Source organism: Streptomyces cyslabdanicus (genome assembly GCF_052663305.1).
This window is the reverse complement of the sequence record NZ_JBQRUW010000071.1, coordinates 1-23,506: the sequence shown is the minus strand read 5'-3', so window position 1 is coordinate 23,506 and position 23,506 is coordinate 1. Positions and strand designations below refer to the sequence as shown.

At 70.9% G+C, this 23,506-nt stretch carries 23 protein-coding genes; 4 read left to right on the top strand and 19 right to left on the bottom strand.

Features of this window, described 5'->3' with window-relative positions:
* Window positions 1-127: 127 nt before the first annotated feature.
* The 17 genes from ACTYVM_RS34555 to ACTYVM_RS34475 all read right to left on the bottom strand — a co-directional run bounded on the left by ACTYVM_RS34555 (window position 128) and on the right by ACTYVM_RS34475 (window position 16,983).
* A complete protein-coding gene (locus ACTYVM_RS34555; protein ID WP_445529737.1) occupies window positions 128-1,213 on the bottom strand; it encodes a hypothetical protein in 1,086 nt (361 codons plus the stop codon).
* A gap of 4 nt (window positions 1,214-1,217) precedes the next feature.
* Window positions 1,218-3,263 carry a methyltransferase, FxLD system gene (fxlM, locus tag ACTYVM_RS34550; RefSeq protein WP_445529736.1) on the bottom strand — a complete coding sequence of 682 codons (2,046 nt, stop codon included), beginning with the start codon at window positions 3,261-3,263 and terminating at the stop codon, window positions 1,218-1,220.
* A gap of 37 nt (window positions 3,264-3,300) precedes the next feature.
* Window positions 3,301-4,371 carry a lanthionine synthetase LanC family protein gene (locus tag ACTYVM_RS34545; protein WP_445529735.1) on the bottom strand — a complete coding sequence of 357 codons (1,071 nt, stop codon included), beginning with the start codon at window positions 4,369-4,371 and terminating at the stop codon, window positions 3,301-3,303.
* A complete protein-coding gene (locus ACTYVM_RS34540) occupies window positions 4,368-6,407 on the bottom strand; it encodes a lantibiotic dehydratase family protein (protein ID WP_445529734.1) in 2,040 nt (679 codons plus the stop codon). The genes ACTYVM_RS34545 and ACTYVM_RS34540 overlap by 4 nt, the downstream gene beginning before the upstream one ends.
* An 87-nt stretch (window positions 6,408-6,494) precedes the next feature.
* On the bottom strand, window positions 6,495-6,680 hold the full coding sequence (locus tag ACTYVM_RS34535; RefSeq protein WP_067230160.1) for an FxLD family lanthipeptide: 186 nt from the start codon (window positions 6,678-6,680) through the stop codon (window positions 6,495-6,497).
* 129 nt (window positions 6,681-6,809) lie between these two features.
* Window positions 6,810-7,277, bottom strand: coding sequence for a DUF6082 family protein (locus tag ACTYVM_RS34530; protein ID WP_445529733.1), 468 nt, complete (start codon window positions 7,275-7,277; stop codon window positions 6,810-6,812).
* Between the two features lie 74 nt (window positions 7,278-7,351).
* Complete coding sequence (locus ACTYVM_RS34525) at window positions 7,352-7,927, bottom strand: DUF6624 domain-containing protein (RefSeq protein WP_445529732.1); 576 nt, start codon at window positions 7,925-7,927, stop codon at window positions 7,352-7,354.
* A complete protein-coding gene (locus ACTYVM_RS34520) occupies window positions 7,924-8,496 on the bottom strand; it encodes a hypothetical protein (protein WP_445529774.1) in 573 nt (190 codons plus the stop codon). Before ACTYVM_RS34520 ends, ACTYVM_RS34525 begins: the two co-directional genes overlap by 4 nt.
* A 74-nt stretch (window positions 8,497-8,570) precedes the next feature.
* Window positions 8,571-9,050: a DNA-binding protein gene (locus tag ACTYVM_RS34515; protein WP_445529731.1), complete on the bottom strand. Its 480-nt coding sequence runs from the start codon at window positions 9,048-9,050 to the stop codon at window positions 8,571-8,573.
* A 140-nt stretch (window positions 9,051-9,190) separates the two neighbouring features.
* Window positions 9,191-10,444, bottom strand: a complete 1,254-nt coding sequence (locus ACTYVM_RS34510) for an acyl-CoA dehydrogenase family protein (RefSeq protein ID WP_445529730.1) — start codon at window positions 10,442-10,444, stop codon at window positions 9,191-9,193.
* Window positions 10,445-10,526: 82 nt separating this feature from the next.
* Complete coding sequence (locus ACTYVM_RS34505; RefSeq protein WP_445529729.1) at window positions 10,527-11,168, bottom strand: GAF domain-containing protein; 642 nt, start codon at window positions 11,166-11,168, stop codon at window positions 10,527-10,529.
* The gene (locus ACTYVM_RS34500; protein ID WP_445529773.1) at window positions 11,168-11,803 is read right to left on the bottom strand and encodes a GTP-binding protein; all 636 of its coding nucleotides are present in this window, start codon (window positions 11,801-11,803) and stop codon (window positions 11,168-11,170) included. The genes ACTYVM_RS34505 and ACTYVM_RS34500 overlap by 1 nt, the downstream gene beginning before the upstream one ends.
* 7 nt (window positions 11,804-11,810) lie before the next feature.
* Window positions 11,811-12,224, bottom strand: coding sequence for a DUF742 domain-containing protein (locus tag ACTYVM_RS34495; RefSeq protein WP_445529728.1), 414 nt, complete (start codon window positions 12,222-12,224; stop codon window positions 11,811-11,813).
* A complete protein-coding gene (locus ACTYVM_RS34490) occupies window positions 12,221-12,733 on the bottom strand; it encodes a roadblock/LC7 domain-containing protein (RefSeq protein WP_445529727.1) in 513 nt (170 codons plus the stop codon). The genes ACTYVM_RS34495 and ACTYVM_RS34490 overlap by 4 nt, the downstream gene beginning before the upstream one ends.
* 78 nt (window positions 12,734-12,811) lie before the next feature.
* Window positions 12,812-14,329 carry a sensor histidine kinase gene (locus ACTYVM_RS34485; RefSeq protein WP_445529726.1) on the bottom strand — a complete coding sequence of 506 codons (1,518 nt, stop codon included), beginning with the start codon at window positions 14,327-14,329 and terminating at the stop codon, window positions 12,812-12,814.
* 26 nt (window positions 14,330-14,355) lie between these two features.
* A complete protein-coding gene (locus ACTYVM_RS34480; protein WP_445529725.1) occupies window positions 14,356-16,257 on the bottom strand; it encodes a glycoside hydrolase family 15 protein in 1,902 nt (633 codons plus the stop codon).
* Between the two features lie 228 nt (window positions 16,258-16,485).
* Complete coding sequence (locus tag ACTYVM_RS34475; protein WP_445529724.1) at window positions 16,486-16,983, bottom strand: DUF6415 family natural product biosynthesis protein; 498 nt, start codon at window positions 16,981-16,983, stop codon at window positions 16,486-16,488.
* Window positions 16,984-17,172: 189 nt separating this feature from the next.
* On the opposite strand from ACTYVM_RS34475, the gene ACTYVM_RS34470 reads away from it, so the two are divergent.
* On the top strand, window positions 17,173-18,561 hold the full coding sequence (locus ACTYVM_RS34470) for an NsdA family TPR-like regulatory protein (RefSeq protein WP_445529723.1): 1,389 nt from the start codon (window positions 17,173-17,175) through the stop codon (window positions 18,559-18,561).
* 72 nt (window positions 18,562-18,633) lie between these two features.
* Window positions 18,634-19,131, top strand: coding sequence for an SAM-dependent methyltransferase (locus ACTYVM_RS34465; protein WP_445529722.1), 498 nt, complete (start codon window positions 18,634-18,636; stop codon window positions 19,129-19,131).
* A 281-nt stretch (window positions 19,132-19,412) separates the two neighbouring features.
* Here ACTYVM_RS34465 and ACTYVM_RS34460 read toward each other — a convergent pair whose 3' ends face one another.
* A complete protein-coding gene (locus tag ACTYVM_RS34460) occupies window positions 19,413-19,754 on the bottom strand; it encodes an ATP-binding protein (RefSeq protein WP_253266249.1) in 342 nt (113 codons plus the stop codon).
* Between the two features lie 278 nt (window positions 19,755-20,032).
* Here ACTYVM_RS34460 and ACTYVM_RS34455 point away from each other — a divergent pair, with 278 nt between their 5' ends.
* Together ACTYVM_RS34455 and ACTYVM_RS34450 are read left to right on the top strand one after the other, a co-directional pair.
* A complete protein-coding gene (locus ACTYVM_RS34455; RefSeq protein ID WP_445529721.1) occupies window positions 20,033-21,436 on the top strand; it encodes a helix-turn-helix domain-containing protein in 1,404 nt (467 codons plus the stop codon).
* A complete protein-coding gene (locus ACTYVM_RS34450; protein ID WP_445529720.1) occupies window positions 21,433-22,314 on the top strand; it encodes an aminoglycoside phosphotransferase family protein in 882 nt (293 codons plus the stop codon). Before ACTYVM_RS34455 ends, ACTYVM_RS34450 begins: the two co-directional genes overlap by 4 nt.
* 277 nt (window positions 22,315-22,591) lie before the next feature.
* On the opposite strand, the gene ACTYVM_RS34445 is transcribed toward ACTYVM_RS34450, so the two are convergent.
* On the bottom strand, window positions 22,592-23,401 hold the full coding sequence (locus ACTYVM_RS34445; protein WP_445524258.1) for a transposase family protein: 810 nt from the start codon (window positions 23,399-23,401) through the stop codon (window positions 22,592-22,594).
* Between the last annotated feature and the right edge of the window lie 105 nt (window positions 23,402-23,506).

Below are 23,506 nucleotides of genomic sequence, written 5' to 3'. Positions count from 1 at the left end.
TATCGGGCCCTCTCCTTCTGTGGTCTGGCGGGGCGGGCTGTGATGCAGTGTTCGATCACTCATGTGGGTTGCGGTACCTCCTTCAGGGGATTGCCTGGTGCCGCCTTGTCGTCCCGCAGAAGTCGCCTCAGTTCGGCTTCGCCGAGGGCGACGGACTCGGACAGAGCCCGCTGGTGGTCCGCGGGCAGGGTGCCGGCACCGAGACCTGCGTGAGTGACCACCGAGCCGAGCGAAGATGCCCGCTCGGTGCCGAGGATCGCCCGGGCGGCCGGGTGGCCGGGTGGCCCAGCACCTCACACGCGGCATAGGCGTCGAGGCCGGCCACTTCGGCGAGAGCTGAGGCGAGTGAGTTGGTGTGCGGCCCGTTGGCGTCGAGTTCCAGGGCGGCCAGGCCCGCCCGGGTCTGGAACACAGCGATCGAGGGCTCGGGATCGGTCAGGAGCAAGACGGCTGCGTGCTGGGCCTGGTCGAGGTCGGCCTGCGGAAGCGGTGCAGCGTCGGGGCGGCAGTGGGCGCGCAGGAGGCTGGCGACGGCGCTCTCCCAGGGCTCCGTGGGGTGGGTGGTGTCGATCAGGTCGCGGGCCTGCTGGTCCAGGCCCTGCTCCATCAGAGCCATGATCTTGATCTGGCGGCCGTCGAGGAGGCGGTTGCCGATGCCGCGGTGCTGGGCCATGGCGTCGGCGGCCTCGGTCCACCGCCCGATGCGGGCGAGGGCGCGGGCGCCGTCCACGAGCAGGGTGACGTACAGCTCCTGGCACACCGTGCGGTGGTCCTCGTCGGTGCCCGTCAGGGCCGAGAGGTCGACGGTGCGGCCGTCGATGTCGGTCTTGTTCCGGTGTCGGGCCGCGTCGTTGAGGCAGTGCAACAAGCTGTAGGCGAGTTCGCCGTGGCCGGCGCGGGTCTGCAGTCGGGAGAGGTTGACCAGCGGCATCAGCGACATGACGGCGACCCGGCCGCTGAGGCGTCCGGCGTCGGCGAAGACCTGGTGCTGGCGCCAGCACAGATCTTCGGCCAGGTCGGGCAGGCCGACGTCGGAGGCGATGAGCGCGGCGTAGTTGAGGACCCCGCAGGCGCGGGCCACCAGGTCGTGGTGGCTCGCACCTGCGGGCGCGACGGTCAGCCCGGTGAGGTGGTTGATGCGCTCCTCCAAGGGGAGCGCGGGCGCCTTGGTGCGGCGGACCAGGGGGATGCGGCTGGCTACCGCGGGGATCATCGGCTCAGCCCTTGCGCGCCCAGTCGACGACCAGTCGGCTGTAGGGCTTGTCGACGACGAAGCGCGGGTCGTCCACCGTCAGCCGGTCACGGGAGTCGGCGACGGCCATCCGGAAGCCCGGTTCGGGGGCGTCGTTGCCGCCGGTCGCGTCCCAGGCGCGGATCTCGCTCACGACGTGCTCGGCGAGGTCGGCGCCGCCCGCGCCGTGGCCGATCACGCCGACCTCCCAGTACCGGCCCTTCTCGTCCTCGCCCTCTCGGATGGTCAGGTACGCGAGCGATCCGCCGTCGAGGGCGGCCATGGAGCCCCAGCCGAAGTGCGGGGTGAACCCGGGGCGCTGGCCCGGCAGTCGGGACAGGCCGTTGGGCAGCACGCAGGCCAGGTACAGGTACAGCCACTCCCACGCCGAGCCCTGCCGGAACTTCACCCCGGTGTAGAGCTTGGTCTGCTGCTGGTCGAGGACGGTGCTCAGGGCGTCGCGGTCGACGTCCTGCTCGCTGAACGTCTCCAGGCGGACGTTGCCCTCGCCGGCCATCGGCACGAGGGTGTACACGTCGTCGCAGACGCCCTTGCGCAGGGGGATGAAGGTGGCCATCTCGCAGGAGACGGTTTTCCACGCGTCCCCGTCGCGTTCGAAGGCGAAGGAGCGGGAGATGCTGCCGCGGATGCGCATCGGCAGCACCAGGCGCCCGCCGGGGGCGAGCTGGTCGAGGATCTTCACGGGTACGTCGCCGGCGCCGACGGTGAAGATGATCCGGTCGTAGGGGGCGTGCTCGGGCAGGCCGGCCGCGCCGTCGGCCAGCATGGCGGTGGCGTTGTCGACGCCGGCTTCGGCGAGGTGTTTGCTCGCGCCGGCGACGAGGTCCTGGTCGACGTCGAGGGTCCACACCTGCCCGCCGGGGGAGACGATCTTGCCGAGGAGGGCGGCGTTGTAGCCGGTGGCGGCTCCGGCTTCCAGGACCTTGTGGCCGGGCTGGGCGCCGAGCTGTTCGAGCTGGGTGGCGACGATGGACGGCGCTGAGATGCAGGAGATCATCTCCCCGTGCTCGTCGTGCTTGATCGGGACCGCGTCCTCCTTGTACGCGCTCTCCAGGTCAACGCCGGGCAGGAAGGCGTGCCGGTCGGTGGTGCGGAACGCGTCGATGGCCGCCTTGCTGCGCAGGTGGCCGCAGTCGACGAGCCGCTGGGCGAGAGCTTCGCGCAGCTGGTTGGGGTCGGTCACGGGTGTCACGCTGGTCTCCATTCGAGGGAGGCTAGGGTCCGCCGGGGCGGACTTGCGGGTAGACACGTCAGCTCCTTCTCCGGTGGAGATGGCGACGTGACGGCCGAGCCACGCGGTGGCGGCCTGCGCGTCGGCAGGCACGCCCGCGCGGTTGAACGCGAAGATCGCGTGATGGGCGATGACGCCCCGGATCCCGCGTATCAGACGGCCGTCGGCGGCGAGCCGCTGCAGGCGGCGGCCGGCGTCCTCAAACGCGGAGACGCGCTCGACCCAGCCCGCTTCCGCGTCGGGGCGCAGGGCGGCGTCCGCGTTCATCAGCCGCCGCATCGCGGAGACGGTCTTCGCCAGGGCGGGGCCCTGGGGCGTGGTGACGGGGGGCCGCAGGGCGCCCCAGCGGGCGTAGACGTCTCCGGCTTCGAACGGGTCCAGCCCGGCCTCACGGATCATGGCGGACAGCAGCATCACGCTGCGCTCGCGGGCGCCGGGGGTGCCGGTCTCGGCGAGCGCGGCCGGGCTGTCGGCGCAGAACACGTCGTGCGCGACCGCCATGCCCTCGGGGCCGCCGAAGGCATGGGTCTCCGGCTCGTAGATCCCGCCAGTCCAGCCGGTGATCACGCGGTCGGCGACGAGCTGGTCCAGTAGGCCGGGGAGGGGCTGTTCGGTGCGCAGGCGCACGCCGGCGTCCTTGCGCAGGAAGTGGAAGCGGTGTCCGGCCAGCGCGGCCGCCAGGGCCCTGGCGGCGTCCGTGTGCTGGTCGGGGAAGGCCACGGAGGCATGCCACCAGGACGTGTCCGGGGGGATCGGCAGGTTCTCGTCGTCGAACGTCATGGGCAGGAAACTCCTTGCGAGGCGGCAGGGTTGCGGTTCAGGTGAGCAGGAGGACGCGGGCCCAGCCGGTGGTGTCGGTGGAGTTCAGGGCGAGTTGGGCTCCGGCGCGGCCTTCCATGAAGCCGGGTTTGGGCAGGTGCTCCCAGTCGGCGGTCAGCCTTCGGTGCAGGTCCTGGATGATCGGGGTGAAGCGTGCGGCTGCGGGGCTGTCGGCGGCGACTGCGCGGGTGAGCATCAGCAGCCCGGCCCAGCCGTGGCAGAGCGTGGAGTCGGTGATGCGGGCGAGCCGCAGCGGGTCGGTCAGGATCGCTTCGACGGTGTCCTCGGCGGCCCGGCGGCGGGCGGGGTCGCCGAGGGCTAGCGCGGCGAGCTGCTGGGCGCGGGCGATGCCGGGCTGGCCGTAGCACCAGGACTGGCGGGCCGGTTCCGCTGCGGGCGGCTGCTCGGCGTCCAGGTGGGCTGCTGTGGACCAGTAGTGGGCGCCGTGCCGGTCGAGCCAGGACGCGAACGTGCCGACAGCTTCCTCCTGGCCGGGGAAGCTGATGCCTTCGCGCAGGGCGAGGGAGAGCACGGCGAGCGGCCCCGCGATGCCGTGGGCCATGCCGTTGTTGCCGTGTCCGCCGGCCATCTCCTTCCCGTCCGGGCCGACCGCCGACCACCACCCCGGCAGCACCCGGCCGCCACCACGGGCGGGGTGGGCGAGCGCGACGAGGCAGGCGAGCACGTCGGGCAGACGGGGCGCGATCGGGCGGCGGCACAGCAGCAGGGCGGCGAGCCCGGTCAGGCCGCGGATGAGGTCCCATTCGGCGAGGAGGGGCAGCGCGCCGGTCGCCTGACGTCGGTGGGCGGCGGCGAGCCGGGCGTCCACGACGCGGTCGACGGCCGCGCGGACGTCTTCGCCGGCCCCGTGGGCGCGGGCCAGGACGAACTCCAGTGCGGGGGCGCCGTGGAAGAGGCTGGCGTTGCTGCCGGTGCTCACTCCCCGGACGGTGGCCTGGGCGAGGTGGCGGCGGGCAGTGGCCAGATCCCGGCGCTCGATGTCCAGCAGAGCCATCCCCAGGGCGCCTTCGGACAGGTCCTGCGTACGGGGCACGGTCGTCGTGGTCATGAGCGCCTGGCCAGAGGGACGACAATGCTGTGGGCCCGGTCGCCGATCCACCCGTCGGCGTCCGGCGGGGGCGCTTCGTGCAGGGTGGCGATGCCGAAGGGGCTGGCGTCCAGGTGGGCGCGCAGCAGGTCCAGGTCGACGTCGCGGGTGAGGTCGAGGGGCAGCTGCTGGTCGTCCTCGGCGAGCAGGACTCGCTCAGGCACCCGGAACCGGGCACGCCAGGCGTGGAGGTGGTCCGCCCACTGCTGGAGTGGTGCGGTGCGGGCGGGCAGCGTGCGGCTGCGGATCTTCCATCGGGCTGCGGTGAGGATGGTGCGCCGGTAGGTGAGGGCCGGGGTGAAGGGCAGGGTCCAGGCGGCGCCCCAGTCGAACCAGGTCACCTGCGGAGAGGTGGCCCGGCTGATCTCGCCGAGGAAGCGGGCCATCGGCGGGGTGTAGTTGTTCCACAGGAAGTTGATGGCGGTGGGGGCCAACAGCTCCAGCGGCTTGCCCGTCGCGGACTCCACCAGCTGAGGGCGGCCGTCGGCGACGGTGACGGACAAGTCGCGGGGGAAGAGGACGTGCGGGGCGGGGCGGCGGAACTCGCCGACGCTCACCACGCGGGGCAGGGCCTGGGGCGCACGGGTGAGCAGGTCGGCCGGCACCCGCCCCGCGGGAAAGGAGAGCTGCGCGAGTTCCGCCCCCGGATCGACGGTGGGCAGGTTCGCGTACGCAGTCTCCGTGCCCGGCAACAGGTGCCAGAACCGGCCGGTCATCGATCCGGCCGAGCGGGAGACGGTCAGCACGCGCAGCCGGAAGTCGCCCCGGTCCAGGGCAGGGGCGGAGGTGGCGTGGACCTGTGCGGCCAGTTCGAGGTGCGGCGCCACGTGGTGAGGCGTGTCGCCGGCCGCTGCTTCCAGTTCTTCGATCATCGCCCCGGTCACCTGGACGGTGCGGCTGCCTTCGACGGCGGCGGTGTCGGCCAGCTCCAGCAGCAGACGGTCACGCCGGGACATCGGCCGGGGCGGTTCGCTCGCCGTGACGAACCCGACCGGGAAGCCCACGCCCCGGTCGGGGTTCGTGACCACGTCCACTGGCACGGCGGTGTTCTCGCCGTAGCGCTCGGAGAACTGCTCGATCCACCGCCGCCAGGTCGGTGTCCCGGTCGGATGGGTGACCAGGCGAGCCAGGACGGTCGCCGCGGTCTCCACTTCGGTCAGCACCTGCTCGGGCAGCTGCACGTCGGCGTCCAGCCGCAGGTCGCATGCAGTCCGCAGGCCGGCTGCCTGAGCGCGCGCCGCGGGTGGTAAGACGTCGGTGGGGTCGGCGACGGTGGCGGGCGCGCGCAGCGAGGAGCGCAGCAGCCGCACCCGCAGCAGTTCACCGAGCAGCCGGTCGCGCGCGGTGTCGCTCACGGCCGGGAACTCTGCAGCCAGCTTGTCGGACAGCTGGCGGTACCCGATCGGCGATCGGGTCAGGTCAAGGACGAGACGCAGCGCCGGACTGAGGGCGAGGCGGAAGGCGGCGTCGCCCTCGGAGGGCACGTGGATGTGCTGGTCGCGCTGTCGGATCAGGGTGTTGATGCAGACCTCGGCGTCTGCCATGCGCGCAGCGTCGCTCTCCCAGGCGCTGAGCATCTCCTCGAGCCCGACCGGCTCGGGGCGGGCCACGGCCTGGTGTTCGTCGCCGATGCGGACGGACGTGGTCTGGGCGAAGTCGAGCGGAGCGACGCCGGCGAACAGGCCGTACGGGGTGGAGCGGCGGGCGTAGCGGATCGCGTAGCGGGCGGTGGACAGCGCCGCCCGGCGCATCCGGCGCGCCTTCGGTGTGCGGCCGTCGATGATGGCCTGCACCTGGTCCGCCAAGTGAGGGCTCGCCTGCGACACGGTGTGGCGGAAGTCGGTGTCGGACCACACTGTGCTCAGCCACGCGCGCCACTCGTTCACGGGCGCCGTGGCCGTCGGCCAGGGCGGCATGGCGGGCTCGGTCGTGTGGACCGCGGCGCGCAGCATGGCCTGCCCCGTGGCCTCGTACAGGCTGGGCCGGTGCCGTGTCATCAGGGCTCTCCTCATCTTCTGTGGCGCGGTCGGGGCGGGCCGGACGGGGGAAGCCCCGTCCGGCCCGCGTTGCCGGGGTGATCCGGCTTACGAGGTGGTGCAGGCGCTGGGGCAGGAGCTGCCGCAGGTGTCGCCCGTGCTGCACATCAGGACCGTCTCGGTCGCTGGCGTGCCCTCGATGAAGGTGATGTCGAGCCCGAACGGGTCATCGTCGGTCTTCACGAGGTCCGCCTGCGCGGGGGCGGTCGGCCTCTCGGCCTGGATGGCGGTCATGCATGCCTCCTTGGAGTGGTGGATGGTGCGGGATGCCGGGGCTCGGTTGGGCCCCGGGGTCTGCTGCCGGACGGCGAAGGGCGGCGAAGTCGCCTGAGCGGTCGCGCGTCCGGGGTCGGTGTGGTGTCGTCAGGCTGCGGCGGGCTGCGGCTGCGGGTGGTTCTTCGCGGCCTGGTCCAGTACGCGGGTGAAGTGCTCGGCCCGCTCGTCGCCCTCGGCCTCCCGGGCACGGAGGTCGCCGAAGCGGTGCCAGTAGCGCCGGCAGGCGTCCCTGCTCATGACCATCGAGGCGAAGAACGGCATGTATCCGTCACGGACGAAGCCGAGGCGGTCGCGGAGGCTGAGGGTGCAGATGAGCTGGTTGGCCTTGAGTAGCTGTATGTACTCCTCGACGTCCATGTCCTCGGGCGTCCAGAGCTTGACGAGGCCGGGGTTGGTGGACATCTGCGCCAGCCAGTCGAGCTGGTTGCGGGCGACGACCGCCTCGTTCCGCTCGGCTTGGTGCCGCGCGTCCTGCCTGAGCCGGGCGGCTCCGACCACAGCGGTGGTGAGGGAGACGCCAGCACCGGCAGCGAGGACGGTGATGGTGAGCTTCATCTGCCAACGATCCTTTCGCAGAGCGGAGTTGCGGCCTTAAGGTCGACTGGTGGAGAACCCGGGGTTCCGCTTGTTCACGCGGCCCCCGCGAGGACGACGGTCGGGGCCTTATCGGCAGAGCCGTCGGGCGTGTACCGGCGGCACACCACCTTCAGAGCGGCAGCGATCGGCGGCAGACCGACGGTGGCCCTGCGTGCGTCGACGGACTCCGGCGCGCGCAGCGGGCACAGCTCGATGCCGTCGGCGCACAGCAGGAGCTGGGTGCCGTACTCCTGGTCGCGCCCGCTGGTGATGAGGGCGCGGTCGTGAAGGTGCGCCCAGTGCTGGACCAAGGCGTCGCCGGCCTGGACCGCACGTCCCAGCAGGGTGGTGGCGGCGCGCTGGAAGTCGGGCTCGTCGTCGCTGTGCAGGGCGATGCTCCACGCGGCACGGGCCGCGTCGGGGCCGACGAGGCGGTTGCCGGGCCAGTCGTGCTCGGCCAGGATGCGGCGCAGCACCTTGGTGTTGGCGTGGTCGGTGTGCCGGCCCTGACCGAGTTGGACGGCGTCGAGCTGGTCGCGCACGCGCTTGGCCCGGTGCGCGGCCGATTCCGTGGCGCGGGCGATCAGCTCGCGGGCGAGGTCGGGCCGCTGCGGTTCGTCGGTTGTCACGCGATGCTCCGATCATCCGGGGCCGACTGCGGCGCGTGGACCCGGCAGCTGATCAGCGCGCGGAGCCCGGGGCGGTGCTCGGCGGGGAGTTCGAGGCGGGCGACTCGATCGCCGTCGCGTCCCAGGCCGGATCCGCACACGTCCCAGCCGGTGTCGGTGAGCCGACGCAGGAGGGCAGCGAGGGGTTCGGCTTCGAGGGCGTGGCGGGCCAGGGTCTCGGCCCGTACGACGTGGAGGTCGAGTCGGGCGGCGAAGTTGGACGCCCACAGGGTGATCAGGCGGGTGATGTCGTCGGACTGGCCGGGCAGGGTGTGGACACAGCCTAAGAAGAGGCACGGCCCCTGGCCCCATCCGAGGTCGGGGTTGTGCTCGGGGATCATGCAGGCCAGCAGCCTCCCGTCCTCGAACAGCCCGGCGGACATCGTCTGCGCCTCGCGGAACTGCGCCGGGATGTCGGCGCGGGCGGGTACGGGCAGGCCGTGCAGGGTGAGCCAGCGCTGGCGGTCCTGGACGAGGGCGGCGGCTTCCTCACGCTCGGCCGCGGTGCTCAGCATGCGCATCTCGTAGATGGCGGTCGGCGGCGCCTGCGTGAACGGGACGGGGGCGGAGCGGTCCTCGCTGGCCGTGGGGGTCGTGGGCCGGCTCACTGGCTCGCCCCGCTTCGCGTCCGGTGAGACTGCTCGGCCGGCAGTAGCTGCCAACTGTGCGCCAGGACCACCAGTTCGGTGGTGTCCTGGGCGCCCGTGTCGGCGAGGAGCTGGTCGAGCGCGGCGCGCTGGTCGGCCGGGGCGAGCTTGGCGGCGACGGCGATGTCGCGCGTATCGCTGTGCTCGGCGACGGCTCGGAGTAACAGCATCTGTTCGGGGCTGAGTTTCGGAGCTGGCCTGTCCGCCGGGGGAGAGGCCACCTGCTGGGTGGTGAATAGGCGGTGCACGATGATGGGCGGCTTGCAACGGGGCGGGCAGTGGAGGCTCTCGCGGATGTCGCGGATGTACTGGCGGACGGTGACCGCCGACAGCCCTGTCTTCGCTGCGATCTCTTGGGGTGCACAGCCCTTCGCGAGGTGCTGGGCGACGCGCTGCAACGTTGGCGTCAGAGGGCTGATCGGTGCGCTGGTCGTCACGGGCGGGGTCACGGTGTCTCTTTCTCGGCTGGAACGGACGGTCACCGGGGTGGGTGCCGCCGGTCCCCGCGGGGGACGGGGGCCGGCGGCACCGGCCCGTGCGCGGCGGTGTGGATTCACGGGGTGCCGCGTACGGGGGCTCATGCGGCGGTGGGGTCGGGGCGTGCCCAGGCGGCTTCGGCGGCGAGGCGTTCGGACCACTGGATGTGGTCCTCGTCGAAGGCGGCGTCGGCCAGGCGTATGCGCTGGACTTCGCCGGTGCCGGCGGGCGGGTAGGTGTGCTGGATGTCGCGCCACAGGCGCTGGAGGACGTAGTCGCGGTCGAGGGCGTGGGCGCCGTGCAGTTCCATGGCGTCCTGGGCGGACTGCGCTGCCCACTGGTGGCCGAGGTATTTGGCGTTGATCAGGTCGGCGTCGCAGGGCAGGCCCTGGTCGAGGAGGTGTACGGACTGGTAGGCGAGGATGCGGCCGGCGCGCAGTCCGGCCTCCATGGCGCCGATGCGGTCCCGCAGGACGGGCAGGCCGGACAGGGAGCCCCGGTAGCGAGGCCGGGTCTTGAGGCGGGCAGTGGTGGTGGCCACGACCGCTTCGTGGATGCCGAGGCTGACGGCGGCAAGGTTGGGACGGCCGTACAGGATGCTGCTGCTCTGGGCCACGCTCAGTCCTTGGCCGATTTCTCCGACCACGTTGTCGTCGGGGACACGGACGTGGTCGAGGTCGAGGCGGCCGGCGGAGAAGCCGTGCAGGCCGAGGCCAGCGCGGTGGCCGGGGACGGAGAGCCCGGGTCGGTCGGCTTCGACCATGAACGCGGTCAGCGCCTGGGAGGTGCTCGCGCCAGCCTTGGCGGTGCGGGCGATGACGAGGTGGGCGCCCGCGAGGTGGCTGTTGCCTATGTGGATCTTGCTGCCGGTGATCACCCACTGGTTGCCGGCGCGTTCGGCGGTGGTTTCGATGCCGCCGATGTGTCCGCCGGCGAGCGGTTCGGTTACGGCGATCGACAGCAGCAGGGAACCGTCCGCGACTCCGGGCAGCCAGCGGCCCTTCTGCTCGTAGCTGGCGAAGTGCAGCAGGGCGCCGACGGGGATCAAGCTGGCCTGCAGGATGGCCGCGGCAGCCGCCGAGACCCGCGCGATGCGGTGGACCAGGATCGTCTTGGCCACGTGCCCGGCGCCCAGCCCGCCGAAGGCGGCCGGGACGGTGACGGCAAACCAACCTCGTGCGGCCATCAGGTCGGCCACCTTGCGCTCCACCCTGCCCGGGGCGGCCTCCATCCGCGCGGCGCGCGGCGCGACGTGCTCGGCCGCAAAGGCGTCCGCCTCGTCCCACAGCAGTTCGTGGCGGGCGGTGAGGTAGGGACGCAACGCAGGCGGCGGTGTAGCGGGTGTGGCGGACATGGTCTCCCTCTCCCTGGGTGAAGGTCGCAACGTGGAGCGGCCGGGGATCGCCTACGGCTCCCGGGTGGGGGGTGGAACGGGCCTAGCGGACGGGCGCACGGGCGATGTGGTTCATCACCTGGGCCCCGGCGTTGATGACGATGTCCCGCAGTCGTTGCGCCTCGCTCAGGGGCCGCTTCTCCGGGTCGATGACGCACACCGTGCCCAGCACCGTGCCGCTGTCGTGTATGAGCGGTGCGCCGAAGTACGAGCGGATCCCGACGGCGTCGACAACGTGGTTGCCGCTGAAGCGCGGGCTGGCGTGCACGTCGTGCAGTGGGAGAGCCTTCCTGCGGGCCATGACCTCCGGACACCACCCGTGGTCGCGGCTCATGGTGCGGCCGACGATGACGTACCCGCTGTCCACCGGCGGCTGGTGCAGTCCGACGAAGGTCTGCTCCTCCAGGAACAGGTTGACGAACCCGTACAGGAACCCGGCCTGCGCGGCCATGTCGCGGGCCAGGTTGTCGAAGTCCTCGTTGGCCACGGTGGGAACGCCCAGGCGGTTGAGCAGCTCGTACCGCTGCGCCAGCTCCGGTACCTGCTGGGTCTGCGAGCCGGTGACGGCGGTGGCGGGCGGGGTGAACGGTCCGCGGGTGGCGTACCGCATGTCGCGTCGCGGCAGGGACCGTGCGGGCGGTGCGGCATGCGGAGCGCGGTAGGGGTCGCTGGGGTGCTGTGACATCAGGCGTCCTGGAGGGTGGTAGTGGGTGCGAGACCAACGCGGCTCGTGGAGGCGTTGTTCACGGCGTGGCCGACGAGGGTGAGCAGAACGCCGGCGACGTGGTTCGGGTCGCGGGCGTCGCAGGTGACCACCGGTACGGAGGCGGGGAGTTCGAGGGCGGTGCGGACCTGCTCGGGGTGGTAGCGGTGTGCTCCGTCGAACTGGTTGACGGCGACGACGAAGGGCAGGCCGACGTCCTCGAAGAAGCTGACAGGGGTGAAGCTGCTCTCCAACCGGCGGGTGTCCACCAGGACGACCGCCCCGACGGCGCCGCGGGAGAGGTCGTACCAGAGGTCGACGAACCGGTCCTGGCCCGGCGTGCCGAACAGGAACAGTTCCAGGGGCACGGGCGCGTCGGGCAGGCTCAGGCGGCCGAAGTCGAAGGCGACCGTGGTGGTCTGCTTGGCCTCGATGCCCGCCAGGCTGTCCACGTCCGCGCTCGCCTCGGTCAGGTACTCCTCCGTGCTCAGCGGCGTGATCTCGCTGACGGCGCCCACGGCGGTGGTCTTGCCCGCTCCGAAGCCCCCGGCGATCACGATCTTCAGCACGGTCGGTGCGCAGCCGGCGGGCGGGCGCGGCGAAGGACGCAGGACCATGGCCGGGTCATCCGGCTTGGGGGTAGGCGATGGCATCGGGCCACTTCCTCTTCAGGCCCGCGGAAAGGGCCGCCAGCAGCTGGGTGGAGGGACCGGCATCCGAGTCCGAGCCGGATGCGGCGTAGGGGGCGGTGACGGGGACGACCAGGGCGTCGGCGTCCAACAGGTCGGAGACGAGAACCTTGACGGCGGTGACAGGCCGGCCGAGGCGGCCCGCCAGTTCGGTCACCGAGCGGCGGCGTGCCCGGCACAGGGCGAAGATCTCCTCGCTTTCCTCGGCTTGCGCCGGGCCGGGCCGTCCCGGTCCGGCTTCCAGCACGGTGTCCAGACCGAGCAGATGCCGTGGCCTGGTGCGCCCGCGTGTCAGGGTGTAAGTCCGCACGAACGTCGACTCCTCGGCCGCGCGGCCGTGCCTGGTCACCGGACGTCGCCGCTCGTGCCGACGCGGACGGGAATCAGCATGTAGGGGGCGAACTTCGCCATGAGGCGACCCATCTCGAAGCCGACGCCGCCCGCGTCGGCGTCCGTGGTGGCGATGACGGCGAGGATCGTGTCCACCTCACCGCGTTCGTTGCCGGGGCCGTTGTCGAAGGCGGCGCTGCGCCCGGCGCTCTGGACGAAGAACAGGCAGTCGTCTCGCTCGATGATGACCTGCCGGGCCGGCCGCTTCTTGTTGCTGGGACCGGTGATGTTCGCCGCGAGGGAGGCGACGCCGCTGATGGCGGCCGACAGCTCGTCCGCCCAGTCCTTGTCCACGTCGCTGTCCAGCAGGCGCAGCCCGTCCCGCGACAGCAGGACGGCGTGTGTGACGCCCGGGACGTCGGCGGCGAACTGACGCAGCAGCCAGGCCATGACGTCCCGCTGACCGCTCGCGGTGGTCTCGGATGCGGCCGCGCCGGTCACGGTGTGCACCTCGGGGTGGGTGCTCATGGGGATCGCTCCAGAAGGGGAAGGGGCCAACGCGTGTGAGCGGGCCAGCGAGAACGGGGGAGGGCAGGGGGTGGTGGTTCAGGGTCTGGGGTGCTCATCCGGAGCGGGGGGAGAGGTGGCGGTGCCGCCGGCCTGGATGCCGGTGCGGAAGGCGGCTGCGAGCCCTGGCGTCGCTGCGGTCACGGGCGCTTGCTCACGCTCGCGTGGCGGACGGAATGAGCCGGCCCGACGCGTACGGGTGGGAAGGGCGGGCGCGTCCGCAGGGTGACCTGCCGCGCCGGCTCTCGGTGCGCCGGCGGGGCCCGGGGGCGTGGCCTGACCTGCCGACGGGACGGCTGGTGCTGCGGCGGCCTGCCGCGCCGACGGCCTGGAGGAGCGAGTCTCCTTGGGGGGCATGCCGGTGTTCTCGACGGGGGGAATCGCGACGAGGAGCCGCGCCGGAATGACGACCAGGGCGGTGGTGCCTCCTGTCACGTTCTCCTGCAGGACGACGGACAGCCCGTGTGACTGGGCGATCTTCGAGGCGACCAGCAGCCCGAGTTGTCCTGCTCGCACCTGGCCGCTCACGTCGACCTCGTCGGGAGCCTTGAGCAGGTGGTTCACCTGTGCCCGCGCCTGCGGATGCATGGGGATGGCCCGGTCCTCGACCTCGACCGCCAGCCCGTTCGCCACCCGCTGCGCACGCACCATCACCTTCGTCGCCGGATCGGAGCACTCACAAGCGTTCTCGATCAGCTCCGCCAGCAGGTGCGTCAGGTCCGGGCCCACATGGCCGGGAAGGCCCAGCTCGGCGCCCACGGACCCGGCCGCGACGGCCACACGCGGATACTGCACGACCTCGGAGACCGCACCGCGGAGCGCGGTCGTGACGGGAACGGGCCGGCGTGCGCTGCGCAAGGACTGCCCGCCCAGCACCGCCGTGCTCTCGACCTGGCGCCGCATCCGCGTCACGAGGTGATCGATCTCGAAGATCTTGGCCAACAGTTCCGGGTCGTCGGTCAGCATCTCCAGCTCGCTCAGCGCCAGGAGCGCCTTGCCGACCAGGGCGTGCTCGCGCATGGCCAGGCGGCGCAGCACTTCCAGGAGGACGACGGACTGGGACTCGTCGTGCACCCGTATCAGCGAGGCGATGGCCTGCACCTGGAGTGCACCCAGCGCGTTGTTGATCCCGGCGTTCGCACTGGCCGATGGCGGCGCCTGCGGGTCCTGCAGCGTCGGGCGCCCCCCGCGACACAGCTCGTCCGCCGACCACTGCACCGACTTCTCGACGGCCGCCGCTGCCCCCGCAACCATCGTCAGCGCCGCTGCCTGGGCCTCCTCTGCGGCCGTCTGCACGGCTGCGGCGGCGGTGCGCGCTTCGCGAGCCGCGACCGTGGCGACCCCGGCCAGTCCGCACACCAGGCCGGCCAGGATCCAGCCGGGGCCTACCGCGGACACCGACCGGAGGGTGAAGGCGGCCGCAAGCAGCGCGGCAAGAAGCACCAAGGGCAGTGCCACGGCGCGGCGGGCACGGTGCAGCGTGATCGCGTCGACCGGAGGCCGCCGTCTGCGGTGGCCGGTAGCGGCCGGCCGTGCCGGGAAGGCGCTGTCAGGCATGGGAATCCTCGTCAGGGGGTGGGTGGTTAAGCGTGCTGCGGCGTCAGGTCTGCGGTGCTCTGGCGCGTGCTGCGGGAGGTCGAGCGGGGCGCCGGAACCGCCACCGCACCGCGGAGGCGGGACGGCCCCGTCGTCAGAAGCTGAAGGAGCCGGGCGCTCTGGATAAGGCCCATGTGGCTGAACGCCTGCGGGAAGTTCCCGAGCTGGCGCTGCTGGACGGGGTCGTACTCCTCCGCCAGGAGCCCGAGGTCGTTGCGCAGCGCCAGGAGGCGCTCGAAGAGGCTGCGGGCTTCATCGAGGCGGCCGGTCAGGGCCAGGCCATCGACGAGCCAGAAGGAACAGAGGACAAACGTGCCCTCATTGCCCTTCAAGCCGTCCACCCCGGTGCGCTTGCCGAGGGTCGGGTACCGGTACACGAGACCCTCCGGCGTGGAGAGTTCACGACGTACCGCGTCCACCGTGCCGACGACGCGCGGGTCGTCGGGCGGCAGGAAGCCGACGCGGGGGATCAGTAGCGTGGCGGCGTCCAGTTGCCGCGAGCCGTAGGACTGGGTGAACGTGTTGCGCACCGGGTCGAACCCCTTGGCGCAGACCTCGTGGTGGATCGCCGCCCGCAGCTCGACCAGGGGCGCCAGGTCGATGTCGAGCGCGCCGGCCTCAGCCAGGCGGATGGTGCGGTCGACCGCCATCCAGGCCATCACCTTGGAGTGGACGAAGTGCCGGCGCGCCCCCCGGATCTCCCAGATCCCCTCGTCGGGCTCCTGCCAGCGCCGGGACAGATGCTCGACGAGCCGCTGGTGCAACACCGCGGTGTCGGCGCAGTGGGCCACACCGCTCCGGTGCGCGAGGTACAGGGTCTCGATCACCTCGCCGTACACGTCGAGCTGGAGCTGGTCCGCCGCTCCGTTGCCGACCCGTACCGGCGTCGAGTCCTCATACCCGGGAAGCCAGGGCAGTTCCTGTTCCCGCAGGTCACGTTCCCCGGTGATCCCGTACATGATCTGCAGGTTCTCCGGGTCGCCGGCCACCGCCCGCAGCAGCCAGCGTCGCCATGCCTGCGCCTCCTGCCGGTACCCGGTGCCCAGCAGCGCGGCCAGCGTCGTGGAGGCATCGCGCAGCCAGGTGAAGCGGTAGTCCCAGTTCCGGTGGCCGCCTATCTCCTCGGGAAGCGACGTGGTTGGCGCCGCCACGATCCCGCCGCTCGGCCCGTACGTCATCGCCTTCAGCGCGATCAAGGAACGGACCACGGCCTCGCGGTAGGGTCCGTCGTAGGCGCACTCCTGCGTCCAGTCCCGCCAGAAGGCGAGCGTCTCGGTGAGCGCGGCCTCCGGGTTGGGAAGGTCGGGCGCGGCGGCGTGGGACGGGCACCAACTGAGCACGAACGCCACGCTCTGCCCGGCGCCGATGGCGAAGGCGCTGACGACGACGCCGTCCTTCTCCACCTGCGGGACGCAGGTGTCGAGCCACAGCGCGTCCGCGCCGGCCTCCGCGACCATGCGCCCACCGACCTCGTGGATCCACGGGTTGACGTTGCCGTATCCCGGCCTCGGACGCATGGCCGAAACCATCTCCACCTCGCCGGTCAGGCCCTCGACGATCCGGATCACCTGCGGTGCCCCGTCGCGCGGCGGCATGAAGTCCAGGACGCGGACCGAACCCGTCGGCGTGCGCCACACCGATTCGAGGACGAGCGAGTCACCGCGGTACCGGCGCTCGGCGATCGCTTCGGAGCCGGGCTGGTCAGCAGGCTGCGCTGGAGCGATCTGCCAGGTGCCGTGCTTCTGCGTGCCCAGGAGCCGGGCGAAGACGGCTGGTGAGTCGAAGCGGGGCAGGCACAGCCAGTCGATCGAACCGTCATCGCAGACATGGGCGCTGGTCTGCGTGTCGCCGATCAGGCCGTACTGCTCGATGCGCGGAAGTCGATTCATCGTGTGGATCTCCGTGAGCCCCGCGGGTCCGGGGTCGTATCGGGGCCGCCGCAGCGGCCGGGAACGGTGGGCAGAAGTCAGGTCGGTGGTCACGGGGATGAGGGGGAGCGCTGCCGGGCGGCGGCAGGTCCTCGACGGCTCGTGCAGGGCTGGCCGCCCTCTCGCCGCAAAGCACCAGCCAGGCCGTCGGTCCGAGGACCAGAGCGATGACGACGGCGCCGGTCGCCGTCATGCCCGCGGCACCGAAGCGGCGAAGACCAGACAGGCCAGGGCGAGGGCGAAGACGGCTCCGCGCAGCACGTTGACCGTCGGCCTGCGCCAACGCCGCCCGCCCTCCACGCTGATCGGCTCGGGACCGCCGGGTTCCACGTAAGCCGTCAGCTCCTGGGTGGCCTTGGCGAGCCTGACCAGGTACACCCGGCTCGGCACGTAGTCCTCGGGGACGCTGTCGGAGCAGAGCTGCTGCGCGCGCAGCAGGGCGGGAATCCCCGGAGCGGTCCGTGCGCCCAACTGGGCAACGTGGCCTCGCAGAAGGCGAACGAGGTCCTCCACGTCGGCGGCGCTCTCGTGCAGTGGCGAATCCTCGCCCAGCACCAGCGTCACCGTCTCCGACGCGGCCACCACGTGATCGCGCTCCGGCGCCGGCGCCTCGGTGACGGGCGCTCGCCGCCCGCGCCCGCCCACGAGCTGGCTGCCGTCTCGGCGAGAGTCCAGCGAAAGGCGCATGACACAACTCCTGTTCAGATCAAGCCAAAGTGAGCAGAGATCGCCGGTCGGAGCCGACGGCCGGCGTGCGAAGTCAGTGATCTGGCCGCTACGTTGAGCGAACCGCGAATCCCGCCCGAGGGGTATGCCTTCGCGGACGGGAAGGCCGCCAAAGGCGCCAAAGATCATTTCGGAACCGAGGGGCAGCACATGGCCCGTGAACGCAACGTCGCCCTCGCCGCACTCCTGCGCGAAGCAGACTGGTCCCAGCCGCAAGCCGCCGCCGCTGTTGCCCGCGTGGCCGCGGAGTGCGGAGTGCGTGAACTGGAGGCGATCTCCCGCTCGCACATCTCCATGTGGGTCCTCGGCACGAAGCCGAGTGGCAGAGCGCCGCATATCCTGCGCGAGACGCTGTCCCGCAGGATCGGCCGCCGCCTCACCCTGGCCGACCTCGGACTGGAAGAAGAGCCGACAGGCACAACCGACACCGGATCCGACTGGAGCGTCGACCCTCTGACCGCACTGGCCGAGCTGGGAAGCGACGATCTCGACATGCACCGACGCAAGCTGCTGGCCACCGCCGCCTACTCCGCAGCCGGCCTCGCCCTGCCCACCACCTCGTGGTGGACGGCCGCCCCTGCTACAGCGGCGAACCGCCGACCGGCCTCCTCGCGCTCGGTGACCCAGGCCGACGTCGACGACGTCCGCGACCTCACGGTCTACTACTCCGCGCGCGACCAGCAGCGAGGCGGCGCATCCGGCCGCAAAGCCCTCGCCAGCCACCTGCTCGACGAGGCGGTGCCGCTGCTCGGCGGCCGATTCCGTACAGATCAGCTCCGCGGCGACACGTACTCCGCGGTCGCGGAGATGACGTACCTCGCCGGCTGGATGGCCTTCGACGCCGGCGAACACCGAACCGCACAGCGCTACCTCACCATCGCCGCCCGGATCGCGGCGGAGGCCGGCGACGGACCGCTCGGCGGCCACGTCCTGCGCGCCCTCGCCCACCAGGCCGTCGACCTCGGGCACCCACGTAGGGCGCTTGCCTTGGCCGACGCCTCGATGTCCCGCGACCGCTACGGCCAGGCCAGCCACCGCGAGAAGGCGCTGTTGGCGATCGTCCACGCCCGCGCACTCGCGGCCGACGGCGACCGCGCCGGCACCCTCGCAGCCATCAGCCGCGCAGAGCGCGACCTTGCCCGCGCCGACACCGCCGAAGCGCCAGCCCGCGTCGGCTTCTTCCAGGAAGCCTCCCTCGCCCACGAGACAGCCTGCGCCCTGCGCGACATAGGCCAGCCCCTCGACGCGGAGATCCACTTCAAGCGCAGTGTGGCCACGCGTCGGCGCCAGCAGTTCGCCCGCACCCACAGCGTGACGCTCGGCTACCTGGGCGCCGTCCAGGTCCAGCGGGGAAACCTCGACGAGGCGTGCGCAACCTGGAACGAAGCGCTTGACGCCATGACGGGCGTCCAGTCCGGCCGGACGCGTGACGTCATCGTCCGCATCCAGAGCGACCTCTCGCCTGTCCGGCAACGCGGAGGCCGACATGTCACCGAGCTGGACCGCCGGGCACGGGGCAAGCTCCGGGCCATAGGCTGATCGCGACGTGGGCGTTCGATGCCCGACGGCAGCCCGCGGACCAGCACCGCCCGAGGAGAGGAACCAGTACCGGTGACGACGTACGAGGTCGAATCGATCGCAACGGTCGTCGACGGCCACACTCGCGTCCAGGACGATTACCAGGGCGGGGTCCAATCGGTGATCCGACTCAATGTGGCGTACCCCCTCGAAACCCTGCAGGGAATCGCCGAGTTCTCCCACCTGACGGTGACTTGGCGCTTCCACCTGGCACAGCCCCAGGACGTGCAGCTCCACGCCCGCAGCCCCAGGGGCAACGCGCAGTGGCCGGCGACCGGAACATTCGTCCACCGAAACCACCGGCGCCCCAACCAGCTGGCTGTCAGCTACCCGAGGTTGCTGGGAGTGGACGGCCGCGACCTTCTGGTGACCGACCTCGACGCAGTCGACGGGACGCCAGTGATTGACCTGGCCCCCTATTTTCAGGAAATGGGGCCCCGAGGCTCCGTCCGCCAGCCGGCCTGGCCGGGCGAGATGCTCGTCGACTACTGGCGCGACGCAGCGGAGCGCCCGGAGACAGGCTTGCCGTAACTCCACGACGCTGGAGCCCCTGCGGGCGTACATCACGCCCTTCCTGCGGGGGGTACGGAAGGTAGACCAGGAAGTACCAGCGTCCTCGCTAACGTCTCCCTCCCAAAAGAGCTTCCGCGCGAGGGCCAGGCCCCAACCCGAAGCCGCATTTAAGTCTTCCGAACTCAGCGTCGTTGGCGATGAACCGCCGTCGGCCTTCGCTTCGGCCCTGGGGAAGGACGGCGAGTGCCGGCACATGGTGGTGGTCCTTTCGGGTCTTGTGAGAGGCAGGGAATTTGCGGCTACGCGGAGTGCAGGATCGTGGCCCAAACGTCTTTGCCGTGTGCAGTGGACGAGCAGCCGTATCTGTCGCTGAGCTTCTTGATCAGCAGCAGGCCGCGACCGCCCTCGTCGTTGTCGCCAGCCGAGACGGGGGCCGGAAGCCGGGGGTGCGGGTCGCTGACACACAGGAAGACCCCGTCGGGGGTGCGGGTGAGGACGACCTTCACTGGAACCGAGGAATCGTCCACCTTGCGGGCATGCTGGAAGGCGTTCGTCAGCAGTTCGGACACAGTGAGAGTGACCCGCCAGTCGAGTTCGGCCAGGCCCCACAGACGTAGGCACGCACTGACGAGCTCACGCACGACCGAGACGGCCGGGGCTGTCAGAGCGACGTCGATTTCGCATGCTCCGGAACGCGTCCGGACCGTAGCGCTTGTCCCGTCAGTAACGGGCTGTTGAGCCTCCATCAGGTCTGCCTTCACGGGGATTCCCTCGTTCGACGAAATCTCTCCAACCGGCGCCGGATGCGGTGTGTACTGGGGTGGCGGCCGTGAGCAACCATTGAGCCAGGCCGACAGGACCGCGTGCAGATCTTGATTCGGAAACCTCGATCTTCCGTTTCGCGAGCGAGGAACAGCCCATGCCAAGACCCGAGAAGCAGTTGACTCCGGACGCGTCTCCGCGCGACTGGTTCGGTCATGAACTGCGGACCTGGCGCAAGAAGCGCGGCCCTCTCACGCACGCCGAGTTGGGTGCAAAAGTGCAGGTCAGTGGTTCACTCATTGAGAAGATCGAGAAGGGGACTGCTACCTGCTCAAAGGACTTGGCTGAGCGCTTGGACGAGGTCCTGCAGACGGGCGGAGTCCTCACCCGGGCGTGGGGGATGGTGTTCGGGCAAACGGAAAAACCCCGCCCCGAAACGGAAAGTGCACCCCCTGGCAGGGCGGAGGCGTCGGTTCAGATCCATGAAGGCCGCATCCTGGGCAGAGGTAGTACAACACCTCCAAGCGGGAGCCCTGCCTCTGTGGACCGTCGCGCCTTCCTCGCCACGAGCGGCCTTGCCGCCATCGCCCCCATAGACCTCGTCCACCTCGTGACCCCAGCCGCCCCCCGGGAGATCCCGACTCAGATTCGCCCGCGCGAGATCGGGCAGCTGAAGTCGCTGGCCGATGTCATCCATCGCCAGGACAACGAGTACGGAGGCGGCGGCGCGGTGCGAGAACTCGCCCGCGGTGCCATCATGTGGGGCGCCTCCCTGCTGACGGTGCCCTGCCCCGAGCTCCTGCGGCCTGAACTCCTAGCCTCTGTAGCCCGGTTAGGGATCGTCGTCGGCGCCTCGCAGTTCGACGCGTACGCCCACGACGATGCCCGAGTCAGCTTCCGGCTAGCCGCTGAGTGCGCGGAAGAAGCCGGGGAGTGGCACCTGCGCGCCAAGACGTACTCGTTCATGGCCCGGCAGGAAATCTGGGTCGGAGATCCGGATACTGGCCTAACCCACGCAGAGAAGGGTCTGGTGCGCTCCGACCGACTCACCGCGACCGAGCGTGCCATGCTGCACACCGCCCGCGCCCGCGCCTTCGGCAAGATGCGCGACGTAGCCAACACCCTGCGCGCGGTCGGAGAAGCCGACGCCGCGTTCGAACAGTCCGACCCGGCACAGGATCCGCCGTGGATGGCCTACTACGACTACGCCCAGCACCATGGCGACACCGCTCACGCGTTGTTCGATCTCGCGGTCCACGCGGACCAGGACCCCGGGCAGGCGGCCCGCCGCTTCGAAATCGCGGTGAAAGGCCACGGCAACGCCTTCACCCGCTCGCGCGCCATCTCCGAGACAAAACTCGCTTCCCTGGTCATGGCCAAGGGCGACGATCCGCGGCACGCGGTCGTGCTCGGCCACCGAGCGCTGGACGACGTCGGCAGGCTGACCTCCTGCCGGGCCGCCGATGACCTGCGGGAACTCGCCCGGTTCGCAGGCCGTCACCGGAAGCTCCCCGAGGCCAGCGACCTGCGCGAGCGCATCGCGGCTACGGTGCAGGCGTGACCACTTCGCCCGCGCCCACCCAAGCCGTACTTGAGGAGGCGTGCCTCGCCGCCGGCCTCGACGCGACCAACGCCCAACCGATACGGATCGCTGAGAACGCCATATGGCGTCTGCCCGGGGGGATGGTGGTGCGTATTGCTCGGCCCGGCCAGTCCGCCGCCGCAGGGCGCGAGGTTCAGGTCGCCCGCTGGCTGGCCGCCCAGGGCGTGCCCGCCGTACGCGCCCTTGACCTGCGGCAGCCGGTAGCAGCCAGCGGGCACCCGGTGACGTTCTGGCAAGAGCTGCCGCCACACGAAATCGGGACCGTCACCGACGTCGTCGTGCTCCTCAAGCAACTGCACGCCCTGCCGAAACCGGACCTGCCACTGGGTGAGCTGGACCCGTTCGTCCGGCTCGTTGAGCGCATCGACGCAGCGGGCACAATTTCTGACGATGACCGACAGTGGCTGAACGGCCGGCTTGAAGATCTCAAGCAGCAATGGGCTTCCAGACCGAAGGGCCTGCCGGAGTGTGTAGTCCACGGGGATGCATGGGTCGGCAACGTGGCGCGCACGGAGGCTGGCCCGTTGTTGATGGACTTCGAGCGCGCTTCGTTTGGTCCACCGGAGTGGGATCTCGTGTCGACCGCGGTGAAGCTCACCACGACCGGCGCGGTGTCTGCCGAGGAGTACGCCGCGTTCTGCGAGACCTACGGCGTCGACGTCACGGAGTGGGAAGGGTACGAAATCCTCGCCGGTGCACGCGAGTTGCGTATGACGACGTATGCTGCGCAGCACGCTGCCAGTCACCCGGAGTGGCGGCGCGAGGCGCAATACCGCATTGACTGCTTGCGCGGTCGGGCCGGGGCGCCGCCGTGGCGATGGAAAGGGATCATGTAGCTGCTCACGTGTAGCAACTTGTCTCATGGGCGGCCTTACCCCGTTTTAGAAACACACCGATTGATCTGCAATTCGACTCTGTGCCGTGATGCCTCCGGATCGCCAAAGCGGCGTATTCGCCCCGGCGCCCTCGGTTTTCTCGCCATCCACGGTTACTCCGCCGAGTAATTGTCAATACCTGTGGACGGCCGGCTGGTGGGCGGCTATGCGGTTGCGCGTAGTTCGTCGAGCCACCGGCCACAGAGTTCGCGAGTGATTGACGTTTTCTCAGCGGTGGTCATTTCCAGATTCTGTTGAGGGTGAGGGCGGCGCGGGCGATGTCGCCGATCCGGCTGGGGCTGAGGGTGATGTACTGCAGGGTGCGCCAGCGCTGCTTGAGTTCGGCTGCGGCACGTTCACCGAGAGCTCGGACGCCTCTGATCAGGCTGTTCGTGGTGCGCGTATCGGCGTCCAGGGCCCGTTCGGACCGGCCCTTCGGGCGGCGGACGGGGACGAGGATGCCGATGCCGGCGCCGATGTAGCCCTTGTCGGCCAGGGTGGGCAGGCCGTCGGCCGCCGCCTTGTACAGCGCGGGGAGCGCGTGGATGCGGGCGGCGGTGATATCGGGGGTGGAGCCGGGCTCCACCTCGGAGACCCACAACGGGGCGCCGTCCGGGGCGGACAGGAACTGTACGTTCCCGCCGAATGCCCTGTGCTTCTGGCTGAACCACAGGTCGTTGCCGTTGTCGCGGACGCCGGCGAGGCGGTCCGTTTCGATGAGCGTGCCGTCGAGGATCACGTGGGTCATGCCCTCTTGTTGGCAGCGGTCCAGGACCTCGTGCAGGTCGGGGGCCTGGGCGGCGAGGACGTCGATGCCTTCGTGCAGGTAGCGGTAGCCGGTGGCCTGGGAGATGCCAGCGTCGCGGGCCAGGCAGTGGACGCAGCCGCGTTCGCGGAACCAGCGCAGGACCAGCACGGCCTGGCGGAACGAGCCGAGCGCGCGGCTGCCGCGCGGGGTGCCGATTCGGCGGCGGTGGGCAGCGAGCAGACGCGAGAGGTGGTCCACGACGTGGCGCGGGACATCGAGCGTGGCAACATAGGTGACCAACGTGAAGCCTCTGGTGGTTACGGACATGATCTTGTGGTGAGACCTGTCCTACCAGGGGCTTTACGTCTGTCCACGGCCGGGCCCAGCTCGTCCGGCCTGCTCACG

What these genes read in the sequence shown, in the direction of transcription:
- ACTYVM_RS34555 (WP_445529737.1), bottom strand. Translation starts at nt 1,213, where the DNA reads ATGATCCCCGCGGTAGCCAGCCGCATCCCCCTGGTCCGCCGCACCAAG.
- fxlM (WP_445529736.1), bottom strand. Translation starts at nt 3,263, where the DNA reads ATGACGTTCGACGACGAGAACCTGCCGATCCCCCCGGACACGTCCTGG.
- ACTYVM_RS34545 (WP_445529735.1), bottom strand. Translation starts at nt 4,371, where the DNA reads ATGACCACGACGACCGTGCCCCGTACGCAGGACCTGTCCGAAGGCGCC.
- ACTYVM_RS34540 (WP_445529734.1), bottom strand. Translation starts at nt 6,407, where the DNA reads ATGACACGGCACCGGCCCAGCCTGTACGAGGCCACGGGGCAGGCCATG.
- ACTYVM_RS34535 (WP_067230160.1), bottom strand. Translation starts at nt 6,680, where the DNA reads ATGACCGCCATCCAGGCCGAGAGGCCGACCGCCCCCGCGCAGGCGGAC.
- ACTYVM_RS34530 (WP_445529733.1), bottom strand. Translation starts at nt 7,277, where the DNA reads ATGAAGCTCACCATCACCGTCCTCGCTGCCGGTGCTGGCGTCTCCCTC.
- ACTYVM_RS34510 (WP_445529730.1), bottom strand. Translation starts at nt 10,444, where the DNA reads ATGTCCGCCACACCCGCTACACCGCCGCCTGCGTTGCGTCCCTACCTC.
- ACTYVM_RS34505 (WP_445529729.1), bottom strand. Translation starts at nt 11,168, where the DNA reads ATGTCACAGCACCCCAGCGACCCCTACCGCGCTCCGCATGCCGCACCG.
- ACTYVM_RS34500 (WP_445529773.1), bottom strand. Translation starts at nt 11,803, where the DNA reads ATGGTCCTGCGTCCTTCGCCGCGCCCGCCCGCCGGCTGCGCACCGACC.
- ACTYVM_RS34490 (WP_445529727.1), bottom strand. Translation starts at nt 12,733, where the DNA reads ATGAGCACCCACCCCGAGGTGCACACCGTGACCGGCGCGGCCGCATCC.
- ACTYVM_RS34485 (WP_445529726.1), bottom strand. Translation starts at nt 14,329, where the DNA reads ATGCCTGACAGCGCCTTCCCGGCACGGCCGGCCGCTACCGGCCACCGC.
- ACTYVM_RS34480 (WP_445529725.1), bottom strand. Translation starts at nt 16,257, where the DNA reads ATGAATCGACTTCCGCGCATCGAGCAGTACGGCCTGATCGGCGACACG.
- ACTYVM_RS34475 (WP_445529724.1), bottom strand. Translation starts at nt 16,983, where the DNA reads ATGCGCCTTTCGCTGGACTCTCGCCGAGACGGCAGCCAGCTCGTGGGC.
- ACTYVM_RS34470 (WP_445529723.1), top strand. Translation starts at nt 17,173, where the DNA reads ATGGCCCGTGAACGCAACGTCGCCCTCGCCGCACTCCTGCGCGAAGCA.
- ACTYVM_RS34455 (WP_445529721.1), top strand. Translation starts at nt 20,033, where the DNA reads ATGCCAAGACCCGAGAAGCAGTTGACTCCGGACGCGTCTCCGCGCGAC.